The 24,253-nt window shown below is 71.2% G+C and carries 19 protein-coding genes and 2 pseudogenes; 10 read left to right on the top strand and 11 right to left on the bottom strand.

The annotated features are described in order from the left end of the window. The first annotated feature begins 163 nt into the window (after positions 1 to 163). From ACQPYE_RS23970 to ACQPYE_RS23980, 3 genes are all read left to right on the top strand, one after another. Entirely contained in the window at positions 164 to 910 is a 747-nt protein-coding gene (locus tag ACQPYE_RS23970) for an SAM-dependent methyltransferase (RefSeq protein ID WP_498714628.1), read from the top strand. A gap of 120 nt (positions 911 to 1,030) precedes the next feature. Beyond that, positions 1,031 to 1,315: a GrpB family protein gene (locus ACQPYE_RS23975; RefSeq protein WP_498714629.1), complete on the top strand. Its 285-nt coding sequence runs from the start codon at positions 1,031 to 1,033 to the stop codon at positions 1,313 to 1,315. Positions 1,316 to 1,398: 83 nt separating this feature from the next. Further along, a complete protein-coding gene (locus ACQPYE_RS23980; RefSeq protein WP_498714630.1) occupies positions 1,399 to 2,181 on the top strand; it encodes an ion transporter in 783 nt (260 codons plus the stop codon). 44 nt (positions 2,182 to 2,225) lie between these two features. Here ACQPYE_RS23980 and ACQPYE_RS23985 read toward each other — a convergent pair whose 3' ends face one another. The 4 genes from ACQPYE_RS23985 to ACQPYE_RS24000 all read right to left on the bottom strand — a co-directional run bounded on the left by ACQPYE_RS23985 (position 2,226) and on the right by ACQPYE_RS24000 (position 6,646). After that, positions 2,226 to 3,536 (bottom strand): NlpC/P60 family protein, encoded by a 1,311-nt coding sequence (locus ACQPYE_RS23985; protein WP_498714631.1) that lies wholly within the window; start codon positions 3,534 to 3,536, stop codon positions 2,226 to 2,228. A gap of 171 nt (positions 3,537 to 3,707) precedes the next feature. Beyond that, the gene (locus ACQPYE_RS23990) at positions 3,708 to 5,240 is read right to left on the bottom strand and encodes an AMP-binding protein (RefSeq protein ID WP_498714632.1); all 1,533 of its coding nucleotides are present in this window, start codon (positions 5,238 to 5,240) and stop codon (positions 3,708 to 3,710) included. Between the two features lie 45 nt (positions 5,241 to 5,285). Continuing rightward, positions 5,286 to 5,849 (bottom strand): carbonic anhydrase family protein, encoded by a 564-nt coding sequence (locus ACQPYE_RS23995; RefSeq protein ID WP_498714633.1) that lies wholly within the window; start codon positions 5,847 to 5,849, stop codon positions 5,286 to 5,288. Between the two features lie 62 nt (positions 5,850 to 5,911). Then, positions 5,912 to 6,646: an SIR2 family NAD-dependent protein deacylase gene (locus ACQPYE_RS24000; RefSeq protein ID WP_498714634.1), complete on the bottom strand. Its 735-nt coding sequence runs from the start codon at positions 6,644 to 6,646 to the stop codon at positions 5,912 to 5,914. 143 nt (positions 6,647 to 6,789) lie between these two features. Between ACQPYE_RS24000 and ACQPYE_RS24005 the strand changes: the two genes are divergently transcribed. From ACQPYE_RS24005 to ACQPYE_RS24025, 5 genes are all read left to right on the top strand, one after another. Then, complete coding sequence (locus ACQPYE_RS24005) at positions 6,790 to 7,191, top strand: hypothetical protein (protein WP_498714635.1); 402 nt, start codon at positions 6,790 to 6,792, stop codon at positions 7,189 to 7,191. Continuing rightward, positions 7,188 to 8,720: a flagellar basal body protein FliL gene (locus ACQPYE_RS24010; protein ID WP_498714636.1), complete on the top strand. Its 1,533-nt coding sequence runs from the start codon at positions 7,188 to 7,190 to the stop codon at positions 8,718 to 8,720. Before ACQPYE_RS24005 ends, ACQPYE_RS24010 begins: the two co-directional genes overlap by 4 nt. A 177-nt stretch (positions 8,721 to 8,897) precedes the next feature. Further along, the gene (locus ACQPYE_RS24015) at positions 8,898 to 10,070 is read left to right on the top strand and encodes an ISAs1 family transposase (protein ID WP_498714637.1); all 1,173 of its coding nucleotides are present in this window, start codon (positions 8,898 to 8,900) and stop codon (positions 10,068 to 10,070) included. A gap of 372 nt (positions 10,071 to 10,442) precedes the next feature. Further along, positions 10,443 to 11,402 (top strand): LysR family transcriptional regulator, encoded by a 960-nt coding sequence (locus tag ACQPYE_RS24020; RefSeq protein WP_498714638.1) that lies wholly within the window; start codon positions 10,443 to 10,445, stop codon positions 11,400 to 11,402. 2 nt (positions 11,403 to 11,404) lie between these two features. Then, the gene (locus ACQPYE_RS24025; protein WP_498714639.1) at positions 11,405 to 11,947 is read left to right on the top strand and encodes a DapH/DapD/GlmU-related protein; all 543 of its coding nucleotides are present in this window, start codon (positions 11,405 to 11,407) and stop codon (positions 11,945 to 11,947) included. Between the two features lie 22 nt (positions 11,948 to 11,969). On the opposite strand, the gene ACQPYE_RS24030 is transcribed toward ACQPYE_RS24025, so the two are convergent. Further along, entirely contained in the window at positions 11,970 to 12,617 is a 648-nt protein-coding gene (locus ACQPYE_RS24030) for a hypothetical protein (RefSeq protein ID WP_498714640.1), read from the bottom strand. Further along, the gene (locus ACQPYE_RS24035; RefSeq protein WP_498714641.1) at positions 12,614 to 13,357 is read right to left on the bottom strand and encodes an ABC transporter ATP-binding protein; all 744 of its coding nucleotides are present in this window, start codon (positions 13,355 to 13,357) and stop codon (positions 12,614 to 12,616) included. Before ACQPYE_RS24035 ends, ACQPYE_RS24030 begins: the two co-directional genes overlap by 4 nt. 157 nt (positions 13,358 to 13,514) lie before the next feature. Between ACQPYE_RS24035 and ACQPYE_RS24040 the strand changes: the two genes are divergently transcribed. Further along, a complete protein-coding gene (locus ACQPYE_RS24040; RefSeq protein WP_498714642.1) occupies positions 13,515 to 16,328 on the top strand; it encodes an aconitate hydratase in 2,814 nt (937 codons plus the stop codon). Between the two features lie 64 nt (positions 16,329 to 16,392). On the opposite strand, the pseudogene ACQPYE_RS24045 reads toward ACQPYE_RS24040, so the two are convergent. From ACQPYE_RS24045 to ACQPYE_RS24055, 3 genes and pseudogenes are all read right to left on the bottom strand, one after another. Further along, positions 16,393 to 16,839, bottom strand: a pseudogene (locus tag ACQPYE_RS24045) (IS30 family transposase); the annotation flags it as partial. Between the two features lie 119 nt (positions 16,840 to 16,958). Beyond that, a complete protein-coding gene (gene ltrA / locus ACQPYE_RS24050) occupies positions 16,959 to 18,713 on the bottom strand; it encodes a group II intron reverse transcriptase/maturase (protein ID WP_498714643.1) in 1,755 nt (584 codons plus the stop codon). A 680-nt stretch (positions 18,714 to 19,393) separates the two neighbouring features. After that, positions 19,394 to 20,167, bottom strand: a pseudogene (locus tag ACQPYE_RS24055) (IS30 family transposase); the annotation flags it as partial. Between the two features lie 442 nt (positions 20,168 to 20,609). On the opposite strand from ACQPYE_RS24055, the gene ACQPYE_RS24060 reads away from it, so the two are divergent. Next, complete coding sequence (locus tag ACQPYE_RS24060; RefSeq protein WP_498714644.1) at positions 20,610 to 22,277, top strand: vWA domain-containing protein; 1,668 nt, start codon at positions 20,610 to 20,612, stop codon at positions 22,275 to 22,277. A gap of 253 nt (positions 22,278 to 22,530) precedes the next feature. Here ACQPYE_RS24060 and egtD read toward each other — a convergent pair whose 3' ends face one another. Both egtD and egtC read right to left on the bottom strand, forming a co-directional pair. Then, positions 22,531 to 23,505 carry an L-histidine N(alpha)-methyltransferase gene (egtD, locus tag ACQPYE_RS24065; RefSeq protein ID WP_498714645.1) on the bottom strand — a complete coding sequence of 325 codons (975 nt, stop codon included), beginning with the start codon at positions 23,503 to 23,505 and terminating at the stop codon, positions 22,531 to 22,533. Then, a complete protein-coding gene (egtC, locus tag ACQPYE_RS24070) occupies positions 23,502 to 24,251 on the bottom strand; it encodes an ergothioneine biosynthesis protein EgtC (RefSeq protein WP_498714646.1) in 750 nt (249 codons plus the stop codon). The genes egtD and egtC overlap by 4 nt, the downstream gene beginning before the upstream one ends. Positions 24,252 to 24,253 lie beyond the last annotated feature (2 nt).

Genomic DNA, 24,253 nt, shown 5'->3' on the forward strand with positions numbered 1-24,253 from the left:
GACGGCTCCGACAACTCGGTGGACAGCCGCTCGCGGTCCTGCCTAACCTCACCGCCACCCGTACCCACGTGTGCGAACGAGGTGCATTGCATGCCCGTCCGGTCCACGGCCGCCCAGCGGCCGATCACGCCGACCTCTCCCCTGGACGTGAGGACTACCGGAAGTGGACATTCCCCGCGGTTTCACCATCCGTGAAAGCACCCACCGCATCCACAACCCGTTCGACGACGCCAAGCTGGCCGTCCTCGGGCGGGCGCTGCGCCCGGAACCGGGGTGGCGCGTGCTCGACCTGGCCTGCGGCTCGGGCGAGATGCTGTGCACCTGGGCCCGTGACCACGGGCTGACCGGCACGGGCGTCGACCTGAGCGCGACGTTCATCGCCTCGGCGAAGGCCCGCGCGGCCGAGCTGGGCGTGGCCGACCGGGTGGAGTTCGTGCACGGCGACGCGTCGGGTCACGTCGCGGACGAGCCCGTGGACATCGCCGCGTGCGTCGGCGCGGCGTGGATCGGCGACGGCGTGCCCGGCACGGTGGAGCTGTTGCGGCGCAGCCTGCGCCCCGGCGGCCTGCTGCTGCTCGGGCACCCGTTCTGGCGGCTCGACCCGCCCGACCAGGCGACGGTCGAGGGCTGCCACGCGACCAGCCGGGACGACTTCCTGCCGCTGCCCGACCTGCTGGCGGGGTTCGGGCAGCTGGGCTGCGACGTGGTCGAGATGGTGCTCGCCGACCAGGACAGCTGGGACCGCTACGTCGCGGCGCAGTGGCTCACCACCCGCCGCTGGCTGGACGAGAACCCGGATGACGAGCTCGCGCCCGCGCTGCGCGCCGAGCTCGACACCGCGCCGGTCCGGTACGCGCGGTACGAACGCGAGTACCTGGGCTGGGGCGTGTTCGCCTTGGTGGACCGCTGACGCGGGGGCGCGGGCCCCGGATCGTCGTGGGCCCGCGCCACCATGGGCGCATGGGTGATCGTCGACTGCTCATCGGGGTGCTTCCGCCCGGCGGAAGGCGCCCGCCCCGACTCACCCGGCGTGACCCACGACTGGCGCACCGACCCGGAGGTGCCCGAGGGGCGGTACCGGAAACGGCTCTACGTCCGACCCGACCCGGAGGCGACGGCGATCCTGCACGTGCGGCAGTTCGGCAACCCGTGGCACCGGCGGACGATCGACTTCCGCGACCGGCTGCGCGCCGAACCGGCCGTGCGGGGTGCGTACGAGGCCGCGAAGCTCCGGGCGGCCGAAGCGCACGTCGAAGATGGCGACTACGACGACTACACCCGCGCCAAATCGGATTTCTTCCGCTCGACCGGGTGAATTCACTCAAGCCGTACGGCCGACACGCCGATGGGGCGTTGCTCGATCGAGCGAGATCCCGACGTGCGCAGGAGGAGTTCGGCATGGGTTTGCGCGACCGCGTCCGCGATGTCGTGGACGGCAGGCGCTTGCAGCGGATGGTCATCGCGGTGATCGTGGTCAACGCGGTCACCCTCGGCTGCGAGACGTCGACGGCACTGGTCGCGTCCTACGGCACCGTCTTCGACGTGGTGGACCGCACCACCCTGGCGATCTTCGTCCTGGAACTGGCCGCGCGGCTGTACGCGCACGGCCCCCGGTTCTTCCGCGACCCGTGGAACGTCTTCGACTTCGTGGTGGTCGGCGTCTCCCTGCTACCGGCGGCCGGTCCGCTGTCGGTGGTCCGGGCCCTGCGCATCCTGCGCGCGCTGCGCCTGGTCGCGATGGTGCCGAGCATGCGCCGGGTGGTGACCGCGCTGGTGAAGTCCGTGCCGGGCCTGCTGTCGCTGTCCGGGCTGCTCGTGCTGATGCTGTACGTCGGCAGCGTGGTCGCCATCAACCTGTTCCGCGCCAGCGGCGATCCCCGGTTCGGCGACCTCGGCGCGACCATCCTGACGCTGTTCCAGCTCACCACCGGCGACGGCTGGTCGGACGTGATGCGCGACCTGATGGCCACCCAGCCGCTGGCCTGGATCTTCTTCGTGATCTACCTGCTGGTCGGCACGTTCACCATGCTGAACCTGTTCATCGCGGTCGTGTGCAGCGCGATGGAGTCCGAGGGCGCGCCGCCGCCGAGCGCGCCCGACGACCGGCTGCTGGAGGAGATCAAGGCGCTGCGCGAGGAAGTCCGGGCGCTGGGCCTGGACCCGATCGGGGACCGGCGTTGACCGGGCGGCCTTGACCGGGCGGCGTCCACCGGGGAGGACGCCGCTCACAGCAGGCGCGTCACGTACGGCGTGATCCCGCCGTACCGGACCGGAGCGACGCGGACGTGCGAGCCGGAGTACGGGGCCTCGACCATCATGCCGTCGCCGAGGTAGAGCGCGACGTGGGTGCCGCCGCCCGGTCCCCAGAACAGCATGTCGCCGCGCCGCGCCTGGGAGAGCGGCACCTTGCGGCCGGCGTTGTACTGGTAGCCGCTGTAGTGCGGCAGGTAGACGCCGACGCCCGCGAACGCGTACATCATCAGCCCGGAGCAGTCGAAGCCGACGCTGTAGTAGTCGCCGTGCGCGTCGCCGGCGCCACCGTCCCGGATGCCGACGGTCGGGCCGTCGTAGTTGCCGCCGCCCCACGAGTACCGCACGCCGAGCTGCGCCAGGGCCCGGGCGACGACGGCCTCCACCCCGGTGCCGCTCGGCGCCGTCACCGCCGGCGGTCGGGGCGCCTGGGGCGCGGTCGCGGGAGCAGCGGCGGCGGCGAGGGCGGCCAGGCGTGCGGCCTCCTCGTCCTCGCGGCGCTTGTCGGCCAGCCACCGGTCGTACTGGGCGCGTTGGCCCTCCAGCCCTTCGACCGCGTGCAAGGCCTGGTCCAGCTCGCCCTCCACCCGGGCCTTGTCGTCCTGGAGCCCTCGCGCGGCGGCGGCCTGACCCTCCTGCGCCCGCACGGCGGTGGTCCGCGCCGCGTCGGCGTCCCGCGCGGCCTGGTCCGCGGCGGCCTGCTTCCGGTCGGCCAGGTCGAGCGCGGCACGCGCGGCGGAGTTCTTGTTCACCTGCTCGGCACGGGTGCGCTCGACGTCGTCCAGCGCGTCGAGGCTCGACTCGCTGACGGCCTGGAGCAGTTGCGCGCGGGCCAGCAGGTCCTGCGGGCTGGTCGCGCCGAAGTAGGCCGAGACGGAGCCGACCAGGCTGCCCTGCTGGAAGCTGGCGGCGGCGAACTCGTCCAGCCGCACGCGGGCGTCCTCGACGGCCCGGGCGGCGGCGTCGGCCTCGACCCGCGCCGCGTCGGCGGCCCGGCGCGCCCGGTCGGCCTCGCCCTGGGCGGTCTCCAGGTCGACCCGCGCCTTGTTCGCCAGCTCCAGCTGGAACGCGACCTCGTCGGTGAGCTCGCGCAGCCGGGCCTCGGCGTCGGTGAGCCGACCGGTCAGCTCGCCGACGTGGGCCGCCTTGGCGTCGGCCTGCTGCCGGCCGGCGGCGATCTCGGCGTCGCCGGGGTTGGGCGGCGGTGGCGGCGCCGCGTGCGCCGTGCCGCCCAACCCCACCGCGGTGGTCAACGCGATCACGATCGGGATCACCCATCGAGTCACGACTGCCGCCCTCCCCGCGCACTCGGCCGATCGGCGTTACGCCGAACGGCGCTACGCCGGTCGACTCTGCCACTCGTGCCTCGCTGTTTCCAACCGACCCGGCGTCAACATCAGCCACACGGGTCACAGCGGCCACGGGGAAGCACCCTCACCCGGGTGACCGGATCACCGTCAGTTGACCTCGCGGTCGAGGTCGGCCCAGTACGGCTCGCGCAGCTTGAACTTCTGCACCTTGCCGGTGGCGGTGCGCGGGATCGCGTCGCGGAACTCGACCGACGTCGGCGCCTTGTAACCGGCGAGCCGCGCCTTGCAGTGCGCGATCAGCTCGGCCTCCGTCACCTCCGCGCCCTCGGCCCGCACGACCAGCGCCTTGATCGTCTCGCCCCACTTGTCGTGCGGCACGCCGATGACCGCCGCCTCGGCCACCCCGGGGTGGCCGAACAGGGCGTCCTCCACCTCGATGGACGACACGTTCTCGCCGCCGGTGATGATCACGTCCTTCTTGCGGTCGGAGATCGTCAGGTGGCCCTCGTCGTCCAGCTCGCCGCCGTCGCCGGTGTGGAACCAGCCGTCCTCCAGCGCCCGGGCGCTGGCCTCGGGGTTCTCCCAGTAGCCGGCCATGACGACGTTCCCCCTGGCCAGCACCTCGCCGGTCGGGGACACCTCCAGCCGCACGCCGAGCCCCGGCGCGCCCGCCCGGGACAGCTTGCGCGCCCGTTCCGCCGGCGGCAGCCCGTCGTCGGCCGGTCGGGTGCGGTTGAACGTCAGCAGCGGCGACGTCTCGGTGAGGCCGTAGAGCTGGAGGAACTCCCAACCGAGCTCCTCGCCCACGCGGGCGATGGTGCGGCTGGGCGGTGGCGCCCCGGCGCAGATGACGCGGACCCGGTCGCGGCCGGGGATCTCGCCGTCCCAGTCCCGCGCGGCGTCCAGCACGGCGTTCCACACGGCGGGCGCGCCGCACATCAGGGTGACGCCGTGGTCGCGGACCCGGTTGAGGATCTCCGTGCCGTCGACCTTGCGCAGCACGACCTGCGGCACGCCGAGCCCGGCCAGGCCGTAGGGCATGCCCCAGCCGTTGCAGTGGAACATCGGCAGGACGTGCATGTACACGTCGCGCTCCCAGACGCGGGCGTGCATGGCGAACGTGACCGCGTTGAGCCAGATGTTGCGGTGGGTCATCTGGACGCCCTTGGGCCGGGCGGTCGTGCCGGAGGTGTAGTTGATCGTGGCGGTGGCGTCCTCGTCCGGCTCGCGCCAGGGCCGGGGCTCGGTGTCGAAGCGCATCAGCTCGGTCTCGGTCTGCTCGCCGAGCACGAAGCGGTGCCGCGCGGTGACGCCGGCCAGCTCCAGCTCGGGGTCGACGAGCAGCGCGGACGCCCCGCTGTGCTCGACGATGTAGGAGACCTCGTCGGGCCGCAGCCGGAAGTTGACGGGGACGGCGACGCGGCCCGTGGCGGGCACCGCGTGCAGCAGTTCGAGCAGCCGGGCCGAGTTGTGGCTGACCACGGCGACCCGTTCGCCCTCGCCGAGGCCGAGCGCGTCGAACCCGGCCTGCCAGGCCCGGACACGGGTGGCGAACTGGCCGTACGTGCTGGTCGGCACCGGTGCGGCGGGCTGCACGGGCTCGTCGACGGAGGCCGTGGTGTCGGCGAAGACCTGCTCCGCCCGGTAGAGGAAATCGGCGACGGTCAGGGGTACGCGCATACGAGGTGACCTTATTTACCCGCGACGGCCCCGGCTACCTCCTCGTCACCCGGTCGTCAGCACGAACCTCCGGTTCACCGGCTGGACGGTGCGGGGGTGGTCGGCGTGCGTGCGGATGAAGGCGCGCAGGGCCGGGTCGTCCACCTGGACCGGCTCGTTCATCACGACCCAGCTGACGATCTCGTCGAACTCGCCGGTGGTCAACGAGCCCTCGTAGCGGTGGAAGCCGCCGCCCGGGAAGAGCGCCGGCAGGTCGATGCCGCTAGGCGGCTTCCCCTCCGACGGGCCCGGCTCCCCGAGGTCGACGAACACCGCCACCACGCACGCCCGCAGCTCGTCCTCCGCCCTCAGGTGCACGGCGTGCATCTCCGCGCCACGCGACCGGCCGCGCACCCAGTGCTCGCTCGGCCGGTGGAAGTGGAGGTTGCCGAGCCGGAACTCCTGCCCGCCGAGGCACACCAGGTGCTCGCCCCGCGGCCGGAACCGCCACCCCTGGCCCTCCTCCCGGGCGCTGAACTGGTCGGCCCGCCAGCGGACGTCCAACTCCTCCGCCAGCCGGGGCACCACCACCGCGTCACGGAGGTTGATCGGTGACTGTTGACTCCCCATACGGCCACCTTGGCACCGCGATGCGCCCACGATCAGGTGGTCACGCGTCACGAGCGGGTGGTTCACCAGGTGCTCGGGTCGCCCCACGTGCGGATCGGGCCGGTCGCCACCACGGGCACGGCGGCCAGTTCCGGCAGCGCCGACGCGGCCGGCTCGCGCACCACCGCCGCCGCCAGCGAGTCGTACGGCGTCGGGTCCAGGGAGCAGATCACCACCGCCGCGCCCGCCTTCGCCGCCAACGGCACCAGCCGCGCGGCGGGCTCCACCGTGAGCGACGTCCCGGCCACGAGCATCACGTCGCAGTCCAGCACCGCCATCCGGGCCGAGCGCAGCACGTCGTCGTGCAGCGGCTCACCGAACGCGACCGCCGCCGGCCGCAGGACCCCTCCGCACACCGTGCAATCCGGCGGGACCTCGCCGCCGCGCACGCGCGCCAGCGCCGCGCCCATCGGGCCGACCGCGCCGCATGAGACGCACACCACACGTGACATGGACCCGTGCAGCTCGACCACCGGGGACCCGGCCCGCTGGTGCAGCCCGTCGACGTTCTGCGTCAGCAACGAGCGCACCCGCCCGGCCCGCTGCAACCCGGCCAGCGCGCGGTGCGCGGCGTTCGGCTCGGCCGTCCACAAGGGATCGTCCAGCCAGGACTCCCACACCTCGCGCCGCACGCGTGCCGACGTCAGGAACGCCGACGCGTCGAACCGGAACCGCACCACCCCCGACGCCAGGGAGACGCCCGCGCCGGTGAGCGCGGTGATGCGCCGCGCGAGGGCCATCACGTCCCGTGCACTCATGCCACCACCGTCCCACACGCCTGCGAGCATGTCGGGGTGCGCGGGACACGTCGGCGGAGCCGACCATGAGACGACTGTCAGCGGAGCCGACCACCGGGCGTTGGGCGGGCGCGGTGCTCGGAGTTATCGGTTTGGTCACAGCGGTGACGGGTTTCTTCCTGCCGTGGCTGCGCTCCGGCACGGTCACGAGGACGAGTTACGAGGTGCTCGCTCTGCGTGGTTTCGCCGGGTTGGACGGTGTGCCGGGCGAGGTCGTCCGGGGCGCGTGGGTGGCGCTCACCCCGTTGGCGGTGGGCTGCGTGGTGCTTTGGGCGGTGCGTTTTCACCGAATCGCGGCATGGCTCGCACTGGTGTTTGGCACGATTGCGGGAACGGTGGCGGCACTTGCCGCCGTCCAAGGGGGCAACGAGGCGGCACTGGTCGGGATCAGCCTGACCGGACCGGTGACCACCCTCGGTGGTGCTGTGCTGGGGATCGCCGGGGCGATCACCGTGCTCACCGCGAAATCCCGCACAGCGATCAGCACTCCAGGAGGAGCACCGTGACGTACCCAGGTGGCGGCGGAGGCGAATGGCCACCGCAGAACAACCCGTACGGCCAGCCGCAGCAGGGCGGCTACCCGCAGCAGGGGCCGCAGCAAGGCGGTTACCCGCAGCCGGGTCCGCAGCAGGGCGGCTACCCCCAGCAGGGCGGCTACCCGCAGACCGGTCCCCAGCCGCAGCAGCAGGGCTACCCGCAGACGGGCCCGCAGGGCTTCCCGCAGCAGCCGGGTTACCAGCAGGAGTTCGGCCAGCCCTACGGCCAGCAGCCCTACGGCCAGGGACCGGTCGGCTTCGCGGGCGGCGAGCCGCCGAAGAAGAAGCGCACCGGCCTGGTCGTCACCGCCGTCGTCGCCGTCCTCGCGCTGGCCGCGGGCACGGTCGCCACGGTGTGGGCGCTGCGCAGCTCCGACGAGGTGGCCGCCGGCTCCGAGAGCCCGTCCACCGCGGCGAACAACCTGCTCAGCGCGTTGGGCAGCGGTGACGTCCTGGGCATCATGAACGGCCTGGCGCCCGCCGAGGCGAAGCTCAGCAAGGACTACACCGAGGCCACGATCAGCGAGGCCAAGCGGCTGGAGATCCTGAAGAAGGACGCGGACCCGAACAAGCTCAGCGGCGTCCAGATCAAGAGCGAGGGCATCAAGTTCGACGACGCCGCCGCGGAGAAGGTCAACGACCACCTGACGATCAACAAGGTGATCGAGGGCAAGATCACGGTCACCTCGGACGTCAAGCAGATCCCGTTGACCGACAAGCTGGTCGACGCGCTCGGCGCGGAGCTGGACAAGGCCGGCACCGAGACCGACACGCTGGACTTCGCCAAGGAGATGGCCGACCGGAAGGGCAAGCCGATCGGCATCGCCACCATCAAGGTCGGCGACGAGTGGTACCCGAGCCTCTTCTACACCATCGCGAACGCCGCGCTGGAGCAAGAAGACCTGAAGTGGCCCGCCCAGGGCATCGCGCCGGCCGGCGCGGGCTCGGCGGACGACGCCGCGAAGCAGATGGTCGAGAAGGCGCTCGACGGTGACATCGAGGGCGTCCTCGCGCTGCTGCCACCGGACGAGATGGGCGTGCTCCAGGACATCGGTCCGGTCATCCTGGACCAGGCGGGCAAGACGCCCGCCACGGGCGCGAAGCTGATCGAGCTGGAGACCGACTCGAAGGACGTCTCCGGCGGCAAGCTGCTCACGATCCGCAAGCTGGTGGTCGAGGCCGAGGGCGAGACCGTCGAGGTCAGCCGGGACGGCGACTGCTACGCGGCCACGGTCAAGGGCCAGACGCAGCGGCTGTGCGCGGACGAGATCACGCAGCTGGTGGAGCAGCAGGGCGGCAGCGACATCCCGCCGGCCGCGGTCGACGTGATCGCCCGGATCGGCGCGCAGGTGCTGAAGGACGGCATCGGCGTGGTCGCCACCGAGGTCGACGGCAAGTGGTACGTCAGCCCGTTCCGCACGTACAGCGAGCTGTTCCTGACGCTGATGCGCGGTCTGGAGCCGAAGGACATCGACGAGCTGATCAAGGCGATCAAGTAAGCCGCACCACACCACCGGAACGCTCCGCAGGGGTCCCCGCCAAGGGCAGGGTTCCGGCAAAGTCGTTTGTGCTGGTGAGGGTTTGATTGTGGGACGGGCACGGCGCTCTGGTCGATCATGTGAGTGTCTACGTCGCATGATCTTGGGAGTGCCGTGCCCGCGTTGTCATCCTGCCCGATGCCCGTGGTTGTCGACCGGCTGGCCTCGGTGCCGGTCGGGCAGGTCGCGGACCTGCGGGTTTTTCTGGATCGGGTGCCGGATCCGCGCAAGCGTCGTGGGGTGCGGCACTCCCTGTCGTCGATCCTGCTGCTGTCCGCGGCGGCGGTGGTGGCGGGTGCGCGGTCGTTCGCGGCGATCGCGGAATGGGCCGCCGACGCGCCGCAGCGGTTGTTGCGACGGCTCGGGGTGCGGTTCGACATCGTCGGCGACCGGTTCGTGGCACCGGAGGAGTCCACGGTGCGCAGGGTGTTGTCGCGGGTGGACGGTGACGCGCTGGACGCGGTGATCGGCGCCTGGTCCGCGTCGCGGGTCGACGGACGGGAGACCGGCGGGGTGTTGCCGGCGGTGGCGGTGGACGGCAAGTCGGTGGCCGCCACGTTCGGCCGTGCCGGCGGCTCCGGGGTGCACCTGATGGCCGTGTTCCGTCACGAGGACGGCATCGTGGCCGGTCAGCGGCAGGTCCCGACCGGCGGCGAACTCGCCGGGTTCCGGCCGCTGCTGGACACCGTCGACCTGGCCGGGGTGGTGGTGACCGCCGACGCGCTGCACACCCAACGCGACCACGCCCGCTACCTGCACGAGCGGGGCGCGCATTACGTGTTCACCGTCAAGACCGGCTGGCCGAGGGTCTACACCCAGCTCGATTCGCTGCCCTGGGACGACATGCCGTGCCTGGTGTTCCGGGAGCGCGGGCACGGCCGCACCGAACTGCGCACCGTCCGTGTCGCCCCGCTCGGGGACCGCGGGTTCGGCGAGGTGGACTTTCCCCACGCGAACCACGCGTTCCTCGTCGAGCGCTACCGGACCTGTCACACCACCGGCAGGCGCGGTGCCTACGCCGCGCTCGGGGTGACCAGCCTGACCGGCGAGGACGCCCACCCCGCCCGCGTCGCCACCTACCTGCGCGGACACTGGCAGATCGAGAACCGGCTGCACTGGGTCCGTGACGTCACCTACGGCGAGGACGCCTCCCGGATCCGCGCCGGCCACGCACCCCGCATCATGGCCGGCCTGCGCAACCTCGCCGTCAACGCCCTGCGCCTGGCCGGCCACACCAACATCGCCAAAGGGTCACGGGCCATGGCCCGTGACCCCCGACGACCACTCCAACTCCTCGGAATCACCCACTGAACAGCACAAACGACTTTGCCGGAACCCTGCCCGCCAAGGGGGCCCCTGCTTTTATTCTGCCCCAGGGGTCCGACAATCCCGGCCGCCAAGACGCTGCCAAGACTTCGCCGGAACGCCGCGGCGCTGCGGAGCCACCGCCGGAACGCCACCCGGACGCCACTCAGACGCCGCAAGGTGCCGCGGGAACGCCGTCAGAACACCGTCAAGCGCTGCCGGGCGGCCACCAGGATTGTCGAGGCACCACTGGCCGAGATGCCGGTGCGGACAACCGGACGGTGGACACCCGAGGCGGATCGACCGCGTCGTAGTGCGCCGGCACAACCCGCTTCCCACGAGCCACAACGTCCGGTTGTGCGCACATAGGCTCAAGCGGTGGACACGGAGGCACTGCGGTCGTTCGTCCGGGCGGCCGAGCGGGGACAGCTGGGGCACGCCGCGGCCGAGTTGGGCGTCACGCAGCAGGCGGTCTCGAAGCGGGTGGCGGGTCTGGAGCGCGAGCTGGGTGTCCGCCTGTTCACCCGCACCGCGCGGGGTGTCGAGCTGACGCTCGACGGCCAGGCGTTCCTCCCCCACGCCCGCGACGTCGTCACGGGTGTCGACCGCGCCGTCACCGCGGTCCGGCCCGGCTCCCGGGCCCTCCGGATCGACGTCCTCGGGCTGCGCAGCGCGCAGGCCGTCGTCCTGCACGACTACTGGCGCTCACGCCCCGGGACCAGGCTCGACGTGGTGACCCTCAGGGTCGACGACCCGCTCCTGGCGGTGGCCGCGGTCGAGTCGGGCGAGGTCGACGCCTCGTTCCGCGCGGTCACCGACCGGGCCGCGCTGCCACCCGGCGTGCGGATGGTCCACGCGTTCGACTCGCCGCTGGAACTGCTCGTCGGCCCGAGGCACCCGCTCGCTGCCGCACGCGGGCTGACGCCGGGCCGGCTGCGCGGGCACCGGATCTGGGTGCCGGGCATCGCGCCCCGCAGCGAGTGGGCGGAGTTCTACGACCAGCTCGCCACCGACTTCGACCTCCGGATCGACGCGGCGGGCCCGAACTTCGGCAACGAGGTCCTCCAGGACACCCTCGCGGACTCCCCGGACGTGGCGACCCTCGTCGGCGCGCGCGACCGGTACACCTGGCCGTCGCACCACGACCTGCGCCGCATCCCGATCACCGGGCCGGTGATCGCCTACCCGCTCTCCCTCCTGCACCCCGGCGCGAACCCACACCCGGGACTCCGGCCGATCATCGCCCACCTGCGCGGCCTGCCCACGCTCCCCGGCGACGTCTGGCGCCCGTCCTGGGCGCTGACGCCGTCCCCGGACGACACCACGACGAGGGAGTGACCGTGCGTGACGACCGCCTCGTGCGCATCCGCAGCGCCGAGTTCCGGGCCATGTCCGAGAGGGTCCTGCGGGCCACCGAGCTCACCTCCCGCCTCAACGTCCTGCCGTTCGAGGACGAAGCGGGCAAGGCGGAGCTGCTGGCGGAGATCCTCGGCCGGCCGCTGCCGGACCGGGTCACCGTCCACCCGCCGTTCTACACCGACCACGGCCTGCGCCTGGACCTGGCCGAACGGGTGTTCATCAACCAGAACTGCACGTTCCTGGACTACGCCGGCATCCGCCTCGGCGAGCGCGTGATGATCGGGCCGAAGGCCACGTTCATCACCGTCGGTCACCCGGTGGATCCCGAGGAGCGGCGGGGGTGGCTGAGCGGCGGGCCCATCGACGTGGCGGAGAACGTGTGGATCGGCGCCGGCGCCACGATCCTGCCCGGCGTCACGATCGGGCGGGACGCCGTGATCGCCGCCGGGGCGGTCGTGGCCGACGACGTGCCGGCGGCGAGCCTGGTGACCGGCGCCAAGGCCGCTGTCCGCAGGCAGTGGTGACGCCGGTCTCAGGGCGGCGGGGCTAGCCGCGACGGGGGCCCAACGCGCTGCCGAGCCAGGTCGCGCCCGCCACGAACAGCACCGCGACCACGCCCGAGAGCGCCAACGCGGACGTGACGCCGTCGTCGTGGGACAGCGCCCACAGCACGTTGCCGACGGGCGGGGTGCGGCCGAACAGGAACACCAGCACGACCAGCGCGGTCGAGGCGAGCACCGACCAGCCGGTCTGCGTGATCACCGGACGGCCGCACAGCACGCCGACGCCGACGCCGACCAGGGCGCACACCGCCAGCGCCGCGAAGCCCTGCGCCACCGTACCCGGTGGGTACGGGCGGGGTTGCGTCAGGACCGGCGCCAAGGCGGCGACCAGGGCCACGCCCAGGGCCGCGAGCACGGCCAGCGCGGTCACGGCGGACTGGGTGCGCGCCCAGCCCCCGGCGGTCACCACGGTCATCGTCCGGCGCACCGGGTCCTCCGCGGTCGCGATGACGACCGTCAACCACGCCGACACCGGGTAGACCAGCACGCACGTGCCGGCGTACGCGGGGAGCGGAGGTCCGGCGTCGGAGGCGTAGAGCATCCCGAGCACGGCCCCCAGCAGCAGCAGCGGCGGCAGCCAGCGCTGCGTGCGCAGCACGTCCACCAGCAGGTACCGCACCAGCGCCGTCACGACCGCACGCTCCGCACCGAGCAGCCCAGCCGCAGCGCCTCGGTCAGCACGCCGTCGCTGAACCCGGCCCGCACCTCGACCCGCGCGCCACCGCCGACCTCGTGCGCCGCGAACACCCCTTCCAACGCGCTGATCAGCGCGAACGCCTCCCCCACCCGATCGAGTTCGATCACCACGCCACCCGGACGAGTCGCGCCGAGCGCCACCTCGCGCGCACCCGGCAGGTCGTGCCCGTGGTGGTCGGTCAGCACGACGGCGGCCCGCGACGACGTCACCAGCTCGCCGAGCACGGCGCTCGCGGCGGCGTCCAGCCCGGACCACGGCTCGTCCAGCACCAGCAGGTCGGTCGCGTGCAGCGCCTGCGCCAGCGCGACCTTCTGCGCGTTGCCCTTCGACAGGGTGGCCATGGGCGCGTCCGGGTCGCCGACGAACCCCAGGGCCTCCACGAGCTCCCACCGCGCCGGCACACCGCGCACGGCGGCGAGGTGGCGCAGGTAGGCGCGGGCCGACAGCTTCACCCCGGTCGGGAACCGCTCCGGGGCGTACCCGACCGACGCGCCGCGGCTCACCCGACCGCTCGTCGGCGCGGTCACGCCCGCCGCGACGCGCAGGAGGGTCGACTTGCCCGCGCCGTTGCCACCGCGCAGCACGACCACCTCACCCGGTTCCACGGCGAGCGACACGTCGCGCAGCACCCACGGGCCGCGGCCGTAGCGCTTGCCGATTCGATCAAGACGCACCACGGGTGTGATGATGCCCCGATCAAGGTAGGGCCGGGTTGAAGCGGAATACAGGACACGCGTACTGTTTGGGGTGAGAGGGCATCGCACCCGCGGGTGCGGGAGACTCGGCAGTAGTTCCCCTACCGACTTTGCGCGTCACCAGATGGAGTTTCACGTGACTGCACCAGCGAGCAAGGACAGCTTCGGCGCCCGCGGCACGCTCACCGTCGGCGACGCCTCGTACGAGGTGTTCCGGCTGAGCGCGGTCGAAGGCGCCGAGCGCCTGCCGTACAGCTTGAAGATCCTGTTGGAGAACCTGCTGCGGACCGAGGACGGCGCGAACATCACCGCCGACCACGTGCGCGCGCTGGGCAGCTGGGATCCGTCGTCCGAGCCGGACACCGAGATCCAGTTCACGCCCGCCCGCGTGGTGATGCAGGACTTCACCGGCGTGCCCTGCGTGGTCGACCTGGCCACGATGCGCGAGGCGGTGACCCAGCTGGGCGGCGACCCGACGAAGGTCAACCCGCTGGCACCCGCCGAGCTGGTCATCGACCACTCGGTGATCGCCGACATCTTCGGCCGGCCGGACGCGTTCGAGCTGAACGTCGACCTGGAGTACCAGCGCAACAAGGAGCGCTACCAGTTCCTGCGCTGGGGCCAGACCGCGTTCGACGAGTTCAAGGTCGTGCCGCCGGGCACCGGCATCGTGCACCAGGTGAACATCGAGCACCTGGCCCGCGTGGTGATGGTCCGCAACGGCGTCGCCTACCCGGACACGCTGGTCGGCACCGACAGCCACACCACCATGGTCAACGGCATCGGCGTGCTCGGCTGGGGCGTCGGCGGCATCGAGGCCGAGGCCGCCATGCTCGGCCAGCCGGTCTCCATGCTGATCCCGCGCGTGGTCGGCTTCAAGCTGCACGGCGAGCTGCCCGCCGGCGCGACCGCCACCGACCTGGTGCTCACCATCACCGAGATGCTGCGCAAGCACGGCGTGGTCGGCAAGTTCGTCGAGTTCTACGGCTCGGGTGTCGGCGCGGTGCCGCTGGCCAACCGCGCCACCATCGGCAACATGAGCCCCGAGTTCGGCTCGACCTGCGCGATCTTCCCGATCGACGGCGAGACCATCGACTACCTGAAGCTGACCGGCCGGTCCGCCGAGCAGCTGGCGCTGGTCGAGGCCTACGCCAAGGAGCAGGGCCTGTGGCACGACCCGGCCGTCGAGCCGGTCTACTCCGAGACGCTGGAGCTGGACCTGTCGACGATCGTGCCGTCGATCGCCGGCCCGAAGCGCCCGCAGGACCGCATCGAGCTGACCAACGCCAAGGAGGCGTTCCGGCAGGCGCTGGGCGCCTACGTCGCGAACACCGACGGCGTGGACAACTCGCCGGTGGACGAGGCGTCCGAGGAGTCGTTCCCGGCCAGCGACTCGCCCGCGCTGAGCAACGGTGACGCGGGCGGCAAGCCGCACGTGTTCCACACCGCCGCCGAGGGCGCGGAGGGCCGGCCGTCCAAGCCGGTGAAGGTCACGCTGGACGGCGCGGAGTTCGAGCTGGACCACGGCGCCGTGGCCATCGCCGCGATCACCTCGTGCACCAACACGTCGAACCCGTCGGTGATGCTCGGCGCGGCGCTGCTGGCGAAGAAGGCCGTGGAGAAGGGCCTGGAGCGCAAGCCGTGGGTCAAGACGACCCTCGCGCCGGGCTCCAAGGTCGTCATGGACTACTACGAGCGCGCCGGGCTGCTGCCGTACCTGGAGAAGCTGGGCTTCCACCTGGTCGGCTACGGCTGCACCACGTGCATCGGCAACTCGGGCCCGTTGCAGGACGAGATCTCGGCCGGCATCAACCAGGGCGACCTGGCCGCGGTGTCGGTGCTCTCGGGCAACCGGAACTTCGAGGGCCGGATCAACCCGGACATCAAGATGAACTACCTCGCGTCCCCGCCGCTGGTGGTGGCGTACGCGCTGGCCGGTTCGATGGACAAGGACATCACCACCGAGCCGCTGGGCACGGACCAGAACGGCGAGCCGGTGTACCTGGCCGACATCTGGCCGTCGGCGCAGGAGATCTCCGAGGTCGTCGCGTCGGCGATCTCGCCGGAGGGCTTCACCAAGGGCTACGCCGACGTGTTCGCCGGCGACCAGCGCTGGCAGTCGCTGCCCACGCCGACCGGCAAGACGTTCGAGTGGGACCCGCAGTCGACCTACGTCCGCAAGCCCCCGTACTTCGAGGGCATGCGGATGGAGCCGACCCCGGTGACGGAGATCAGCGGCGCGCGCGTGCTGGCGCTGCTGGGCGACTCGGTCACCACCGACCACATCTCCCCGGCCGGCGCGATCAAGGTCGACTCGCCCGCGGGCAAGTACCTGACCGAGCACGGCGTCGAGCGCAAGGACTTCAACTCCTACGGTTCCCGGCGGGGCAACCACGAGGTGATGATCCGGGGCACGTTCGCCAACATCCGGCTGCGCAACCAGCTGCTGGACGACGTGCAGGGCGGGTTCACCCGGAACTTCCTGGAGGAGGGCGCGCCGCAGACCACGATCTACGACGCGTCCGAGGCCTACGCCGCGGCGGGCGTCCCGCTGGTCGTGCTGGCGGGCAAGGAGTACGGCTCGGGCTCGTCGCGCGACTGGGCCGCGAAGGGCACCTCGCTGCTCGGCGTGCGCGCCGTGATCGCCGAGTCGTTCGAACGCATCCACCGGTCGAACCTGATCGGCATGGGCGTCCTGCCGCTGCAGTACCCCGCCGGTTCGACGGCGGCGTCGCTCGGCCTGGACGGCACGGAGACCTTCGACTTCACCGGCATCACCGCGCTGAACGACGGTGACACGCCGCGCACGGTGCACGTGGTGGCGACGAAGGCGGACGGCTCGACGGTGGAGTTCGACGCGGTGGTCCGCATCGACACGCCGGGTGAGGCCGACTACTACCGCAACGGCGGCATCATGCAGTACGTGCTGCGCAAGATGGTCCGCAGCTAGTCGCCAGGCGTGGGAGGGCCGTCCACCTCCGGGCGGATTCTAGGGATCGTCGCAACACCGGTGATTAACTGGCTTGGGCCAGGAGCTTAGCGAGGCGCTCGGCTGGGTTGTCCCAGCCGAGCGTTTTGCGTGGGCGTTGGTTGAGTTCGGTGGCGACGAAGGCCAGGTCCGTAGGGGTGTGGACGGCCAGATCGGTGCCTTTGGGGAAGTACTGACGCAGCAGGCCGTTGGTGTTTTCGTTGGAGCCGCGCTGCCAGGGGCTGTGGGGGTCGCAGAAGTAGACGGGGATGTCGGTGGCCAGGGTGAAGGCGTGGTGTTCGGCCGTCTCGGAGCCCTGGTCCCAGGTCAGGGATCGCCAGAGGTGGGCGGGCAGGGTGGCCGCGGTGGTGGTCAGGGCGTCGCGGACGTGTTCGGCGGTGCGTCCGTGGGGTAGGTGCAGCAGTAGCAGGTAGCGGGTGGTGCGCTCGACCAGGGTGCCGATCGCGGAGGCGCCGTCCCTGCCGATGATCAGTCGGGTAGCGGGGACGCATTACTGCGTCCCCGCCCCCTCAGAACCGTGCAAGCAGCTTTCACCGCACACGGCTCAAGCAAGCCCCAAAGGCTCGCCGGCAGGCAACAGTGCTGGACTTGTCATCGCGGCGGTTCATTCCGTCGTTGACAATGGGCGTGGAGGAGGTGGATTCGTTGATCGCCCGGCGCACTCTCGTCTGGAAGCGCGATGTACTGCTTGGAGATCGCCTTCCGGATGACCACCCGCCATGTTTCCCATTCTCGTGGGCTTCGCGGCGGGTGGTCGGCGTACAGCAGGAGACCTCCGCAGGCTGGGCAACGACCGTGTTGCGCCTGTATGAGGCGCATGGTCATGGCGTCGACCGGCAGAGGTGTTCCCTTGCGGCGCCGCTGAGCCCAGTATGATTCCAGGGCGGGGTCGTCCGGGGACGCCCTTCCCTTGACCAACCGGTGCCGGACTATCTTCGTCCAGGAGAACTTGAGGAGGTAGGCGCCGCTGTCGCGGTCACCGAACACCCACCTGTCCTTCCTGGTCCTGTTGAACCGGCCGAAGTACTTGTCGGATACCCAGTGCTTCGACTTGTTCGGGTGGCTGTGCTTGGCCCACTTGTAAGCGAGCTTCCACATGTGGTTGTCCAGCGCCGTGAAGATCTCGCTGGACACCACTGTCCTGTAATAGGCCGACCAGCCGCGTACGATCGGGTTGATCTTCTTGAGCACCGCACCGGCGTTGGCCCCACGCAGGGCCAGCATCTCGGCGCTGAGCCGTTCCCGGATTCGTCGCCGGGCCGCCCTGCTCGGCTTGATCAGCAGTTTGCCGTGATAGCGGCGGACGTTGAACCCCAGGAAGTCGAACCCGCTCTCCGCGTGGACGATGCGCGTCTTGTCCTCGTGGAAGGCGAGTCCTCTGGGTGTCAGCCATGCCGCCAGTCGTTCCTTGACCTGTTCGGCCTGTTCGCGACTGGTGCACATCGCGACAAAATCATCCGAGTACCGGACCAGCACGGGGCTGCCGCTTTGCGCACTTCCGGCGTCCCTGCCGGTGGTGTAGTAGCGGACGCCCGCGGCCTCCTCCATTCCGTGCAGGGCCACGTTGAAAAGCAACGGGCTGATCACCCCACCCTGCGGAACTCCTTCCTCGGTCGGGGCGAACCGACCGCGATCCACGATCCCGGCCTTGAGCCACTGTCGGACCAGTCCCCGGGCGGGGAAGGTGCCGAGTGCGGCCATGAGCCGGGCATGGCCGATGCGGTCGAACGCCGCCGTCAGGTCCGCGTCGAGCACCCACGCACGCTGCGGATTCTTCCCGTTGAGCGTGGAGTAGACGGCTCCGATCGCGTCGTGACAGCCACGGCCGGGCCGAAAACCGTACGACTTCGGCTCGAACCGCGCTTCCCATTCGGGCTCCAATGCCCCCAATGCCACGGCTTGCAGGCACCGGTCGACAATGACGGGAATCCCGAGCCCGCGCTTCTTCGTGGTCCCCGACTTGGGGATGAACACCCGCTTGACGGGCTTGGGAATCCACGGTCGGGCCCGGTGCTGGACCCAGTCGGCCAGTGCGGCCTTGTCCTGGGACATCAGCACGACCTTCCCGTCGACTCCCGCCGTCGCGCGTCCAGCATTGATCTCCGTGACCCGTCGCACGCCCAGAAGCGTGTTCGAGCGGGATCGGAGCATCAGTTTCTGTAGATTTCGGACCTTCTTCAGGTCCCCTGCCTGCGATGCCGCGAAGATTCTCTGCCGCAGACGCCGTACGTCTTCCTCGACCCGCCGCCAGTCGATCGACGGCCAGTCCAAGTCCTCGCCCTCGGGTCCGTTCACCGGCGCAGAAACAGCCGAGACGACCGAGGCCGCTCCGCCCGTGATCCACACAGCGTCCAACTTGTCCCTCGGTTCCGTCGTCCTGTCCAGTGTTTCCCCACAGGCTCACCCGGCCCACGTCAGCACCCTTTCGGGTCCGGGCAGCGCACCCGTATCCGGACGGTTATCCGGGGCCACCGGCGGAGAATCCGGTCAAAGCGCCCAAGTTTCCCGTTTCCTTTCGGCTTCCGGCATTGGCTTGTTGGGCCGTCCTGTTCCCGCTGGAGAGTTGAGCCTTCCTTGCGGTCGACCGACCGGGCCACGAAGGCCTGGACCTCAACGGGTTTTCCACGTTCCACACGAGTGAGATACGACCGGGGTGGGTGCTCCCTTTACCCCGAGGCGGCGGTGTCCACCTGGCCGGAGAGACCTCTGCCAGCCAGCGCCTGCCGCTTCTCAACGGCCAGCCATGCACCCCACTAACACATTCCATCGGCGGGGCTTGGGATCACGAGGCATCATCGGGAGTTCACTTGCGTTCACCCGTCCGGTCTTCCCCTTGCCGGTAACTCCCGGATGGAACAGGAGTCCTTGGGCTTTCCCCCGAGCTTCGCACCACGCCGTTACCGGAATCGCACGTCGAGGGCGGGGACGGGTCATACGGACACGGACCCGTGACTGCACCTACGGCCTCATCAACCGCCTCTCCAATCGGTCAGTCCACTCACATTCGTGCGACTTCGTGTCGCACGGTCGCCTTCCCAGTGGCCGGGCACCGCCCGGTCGGCGGCCTCGGCGGGACGTTCGCTGATCATGACCATCGGGTGGGCGAAGCGGGACTGTCGGGCGTCGGCCTGGCGGCGCGGGACGCGGCGGGCGCGTCCGGTGCGCAGCGCGCGGGCGATCTCGCGGCGCAGCTCGCCCCTGCCTTGCAGGTAGAGGGTCTGGTAGATCGTCTCGTGGGTCACGTGCATCTCCGGCCGGTCGGGATGGTCCCGGCGCAGCAGTGCCGCGATCTGCTCGGGACTGCGCCGCCGGTCCAGATGGTCCTGGACGGCCCGGCGCAGCTCCGGGCCGGAGGTGATCTTCCGTGTCTTCGGGCGTGGACGGCGGGCGTCGGCGCGGGACTGGGCGGCATGCGGCCGGTAGTCCCCGCCGATCGGGTGGGCGTTGCGCTTGAGTTCCCGGCTGATCGTGGCGGGGTCGCGGTCCAGTTCGGCGGCGATCGCCCGGACCCCGACGCCTTCCCGCCGACGGTCGGCGATGCGGATGCGCTCGTCTTCGTTCAGGTATCGGCCCCGCACGCCCGGGGGCGCCACCGAGGTGATCGGTGGCGCCCCGCGATGCGAGCCGTGAGGGGCGCGGCCGTTGCGCCATTTCCGGCCGGTCCGGGCATCGACCCCGACGATCCGACAGGCTTCCCGGTTGCCCACTCCACACCGCACAAGATCAAGCTATGCGGCGCGTTCCCGGCTCAGGCGCCTAGGCCCCTGAGGTGTCCGGTCCTTACGGATCTCGAAGTCCATCGCATCCCCAGAGCTGGGGTGTTGCGACGATCCCTAGAATCCGCCCCGGGTGGGGCGGCCCTTCCGCATTCCCGCGCCGGGCTCGCCGCACGCCTGCGCGGACCCGGCGGGACGCGTGACCGCCGCAATGTCGTCACAAATGAAGTTTCGCCCGTAACGATCCGCAGATCAAAAACGACGAGAAATTCCTGTTAACCCGTTCGGGTGAACCGATTGCTCTTCGTGAGAATTGGTGTTTAACCTCTTCATGCCGACGCATCCGAGTCGCACGGCAAGTGTCATTCGGCCGGATCTTCGCTGGTCCGAGCCTGTACGGGGACTGACTTACCCGGCTTCACCGGAATGCGCGAACGTGATTCCAGAGGGGATTTCACGTCTCGTCGGCGCGCACGAGGAGGTGCGAATCCGAATGCACACCACCACTCGAAGACGGGCTTGCGGCGTGACCGCGATCCTGCTGGCCGCACTCGCGGCCCCGATCGCCGGCACCACCGCGGCCGCAGCCGCGGGAGGCACGGTCGCCGGCACGAAGACCCTGGGCGCGACGGACATCGCCTGCGGCGGGTCCGTCCCGGTCACCGTGACGCTCGACGCCGAGAGCGGCATCGCGGGCAACCCGGTGGACGTCGAACTGGTCCTCGACCGCTCCGGCAGCATGCAGGACGCGATCGACGAGCTGAAGACCGCCGCCAAGTTCTTCGTGGACATCCTCGACGAGGCCACCGACGGCTCGCTGGACGGCGTCATCGCCAACGGCAGCCGGATCGGCGTGGTCAGCTTCGCCGACAACGCCTCCGTCGACGTCGGGCTCACGTCCAACGCGAACGCGGTCAAGGCGGCGATCGACGCCCTGACCGCCAACGGCCTCACCAACCACTCCGCCGCCATCTCCACCGGCCAGTCGCAGCTGGCGGGCTCGCTGCCCGGCAACGCCAAGAAGATGATCGTCATGACCGACGGCCAGACGACCACCGGCGGTGACGCCAGCGACGACGCGCTGGCCGCGCGCAACGCGGGCACCGAGGTCTTCGGCATCGGCCTCGGCACCGTGGACGCCGACGAGATCCGTGACTGGACGACGAACCCCGACGGCACCCACTACTACGGGGCGCCGACCCCCGCGCAGTTGCAGGAGGTCTTCGCCGCCATCGGCGCGGCCATCGTGGTGCCCGCGGCGTCCGGCGTGACCGTGGTCGACACCGTGTCGCCGCGGTTCGCGGTCAGCGGCGCGGCGGCGTCCAAGGGCTCGGTCGGCCAGAACGGCAACCAGCTCACCTGGACCATCGACGAGCTCGGCACCGAGACGGTGACGCTGACGTTCACCGCGACCCACCTCCAGAGCACCGGTGGCGGCGTGCTGGCGGTCAACCCGACCGTCGCCTACACCGACGCCGAGGGCCACGTCGTGACGTTCGGCAACCCGACGGTGAACGTGCGCGGTTGCGCCGCGGCCATCGACGTGGAGCCCGAGCACGCGGTCAACGAGCTGGGCACGCCCGGCCAGACGCACACCGTGACCGCGACCGTCACCGACGACTTCGGCGCCCCGGTGCCGAACACCCCCGTCGACTTCTCCGTGCTCAGCGGCCCGAACGCGGGCGCGGCGGGCAACGGCGGCACCTCCGCCGCCGGCGCGGTCGACTTCACCTACCCGGGCGCCCAGGGCCTGGCGGGCCTCGGCACGGACTCGATCCGCGGCTGCTTCACCCACGCCGCGGGCCACCGGGTGTGCGACGACGTGCTGAAGGACTGGGTCGACACCACTCCCCCGGTCGTGACCTGCCAACCGACCAACAACCCGAGCGGCGGCAACACGCCGCCCGCCCAGAACGAGGACGGGTTCTTCATCATCTCCGCGACCGACGCGGTGGACCCGAACCCGCAGGTCTTCGTGTCCGACTCGGCCAGTCCGGCGGTCTTCGGCGGGTTCCCGAGCGGTACCAGGATCAAGCTGGTGCAGGCCCCCGGCGCGACGCCGAACCAGAAGCCCGGCGTCGGTGACATCGACTGGCGCATCACGCTCAAGGGCGACGCCCTCGTCCACGGCGTGGACTCGTCGGGCAACAAGTCGGCTCCCGTGAGCTGCCTGGTCCCGCCGCCGCCGAAGTAGCCGTCCCACCGAGACCGTGAGGGGCGTCCACACCCGGGACGCCCCTCACACCCGTACGACCGCGCCCGTGGTCCGCCTCGCGGTTCGGCCTCGCCGTTCGGGCTGGTGGTCCTGGCGGGTGCGGCCGTCGCCTTGGCGACGACGACCGCACCCCGTGCCCCTGTGATCCGGCGCGCCGAGTCGTCCTGAGCGTTGAACTCGGGGGTCCTGGACGTAGGACTCTCGGCGCGTGGACGTAGGACTCGCGGAAGGGCTAGCCGACGGCGCGGGCCAGGGTCAGGGCGAACCGGCCCTCCGGGTCGGTCCACCAGCGTTCGAGGGCGAAGCCCGCGGCGGTCAGCTCGCGGGCCACGCCCTCACGGCGGAACTTCGCGGACACCTCGGTGCGCAGTTCCTCGCCCTCGGCGAACTCCACGTCCAAGGACAGGGCGGTGACGTGGGCCTTCACCGGGCGCAAGGCCCGCAGGCGCATCTCGATCCACTCCTCCTCGGCGTTCCACAGGGCCACGTGCTCGAAGTCCGCCGGGTCGAAGTCGGCGTCCAGCGTCCGGTTGATCACCCGCAGCACGTTCCGGTTGAACTCGGCCGTCACCCCCTGCGCGTCGTCGTACGCGCGGACCAGCACGTCCGGGTCCTTCACCAGGTCCGTGCCGAGCAGCAACCACTCCCCCGGCTCCAGCACCTCGCGCACCGAGGCGAAGAACTTGTCCCGCTCCTCCGGGATCAGGTTGCCGATCGTCCCGCCCAGGAACGCCACCACCCGCGGCGGCGCGCCGGGCAGCAGGCCGAGGTGCTCGGTGAAGTCGCCGACCACGCCGTGCACCCGCAGCCCGGGGTACGCGGCCATGATCGCCCGCGCCGCCTCCGTCAACGCCGACGGCGACACGTCCAACGGCACGAACTCCTGGAGCGTGCCGTGCGAGCGCAGCGCGCTGAGCAGCAGCCGGGTCTTCTCCGACGAGCCGGAACCCAGCTCCACCAACGAGTGCGCGCCGGTGAGCGACGCGATCTCCGCCGCCCGCGCCACCAGGATCTCCCGCTCCGCGCGGGTCGGGTAGTACTCGGGCAGCCGGGTGATCTCCTCGAACAGATCGCTGCCGACCGCGTCGTAGAACCACTTCGGCGACACCCACTTCGGCCGCGCGGTGAGCCCTGCCCGCGCCTCGGCGCGCAGCGCGATCGCCGCGTCCTCCGGGGTCAGGTGCACGTCCAGCACAGGCTCGGTCATCCTCTTCCAATCCGTTGAACGTCCACAGTAGACACATCAGCCGTGACGACGTGCCCGTCGGGCACCTCCCGCCAGCGCGGGTCGTCGTCCAACGGCTCCGAGGCCAACGTCACCGCGCCGTCGCCCGAGCGCACCCACAACGAGTGGGTCCACGTCGTGCCGGCGAGCACGGCGCCGTCGGTGAGCAACAGGTTCAGCCGCGAACCGGGCGCGGCGGCGGCGACTTCGGACACGACCGAAGCCAGCGCGGCGCCCGGCGCGGCCCCCGCGGCGAGACGTGACCGCACCAACTCCCACAGCAGAGCCGCGTCGGTCGGCGCGTCCAACGTCAGCAACGAGGCCACCGGCACCGTCTTGGCCACGTCCACCACGGACTCCGGCCAGTCGGCGACCCGCCCGTTGTGGCTGAACAACCACCGCCCGTCGGTGAACGGCGCGCACGCGGTGTCCGCCACCGGCATGCCGACCGTCGCCGAGCGCACCGCGGCCAGCACCGCGCCGGACACCGTCACCCGGCTCAGCGCGAGCAGGTTCTCGTCGGACCAGATCGTGCCGGCCCGGCGGTAGCGCACCGCCGGGCCGCCCGGCGCGGGGTACCACCCCACGCCGTAGCCGTCCACGTTGACCGTGCCGCCGCCGCGCATGTCCCGAGGGGCGTACGACTGCCGCACCAACGAGTGCGGCGGGTCGTGCACCAGCGCGGCGACGGGCACGGCGGGGCCCAGGTAACCCAGGTGGCGGCACACGG

It is taken from the genome of Actinosynnema sp. CA-299493 (genome assembly GCF_050946825.1).
Classification (GTDB): Bacteria; Actinomycetota; Actinomycetes; order Mycobacteriales; family Pseudonocardiaceae; genus Actinosynnema.

What these genes read in the sequence shown, in the direction of transcription:
- ACQPYE_RS23995 (WP_498714633.1), bottom strand. Translation starts at nt 5,849, where the DNA reads ATGGGGAGTCAACAGTCACCGATCAACCTCCGTGACGCGGTGGTGGTG.
- ACQPYE_RS24015 (WP_498714637.1), top strand. Translation starts at nt 8,898, where the DNA reads ATGCCCGTGGTTGTCGACCGGCTGGCCTCGGTGCCGGTCGGGCAGGTC.
- egtD (WP_498714645.1), bottom strand. Translation starts at nt 23,505, where the DNA reads ATGACCGAGCCTGTGCTGGACGTGCACCTGACCCCGGAGGACGCGGCG.
- ACQPYE_RS23990 (WP_498714632.1), bottom strand. Translation starts at nt 5,240, where the DNA reads ATGCGCGTACCCCTGACCGTCGCCGATTTCCTCTACCGGGCGGAGCAG.
- ACQPYE_RS24000 (WP_498714634.1), bottom strand. Translation starts at nt 6,646, where the DNA reads ATGAGTGCACGGGACGTGATGGCCCTCGCGCGGCGCATCACCGCGCTC.
- ACQPYE_RS23980 (WP_498714630.1), top strand. Translation starts at nt 1,399, where the DNA reads ATGGGTTTGCGCGACCGCGTCCGCGATGTCGTGGACGGCAGGCGCTTG.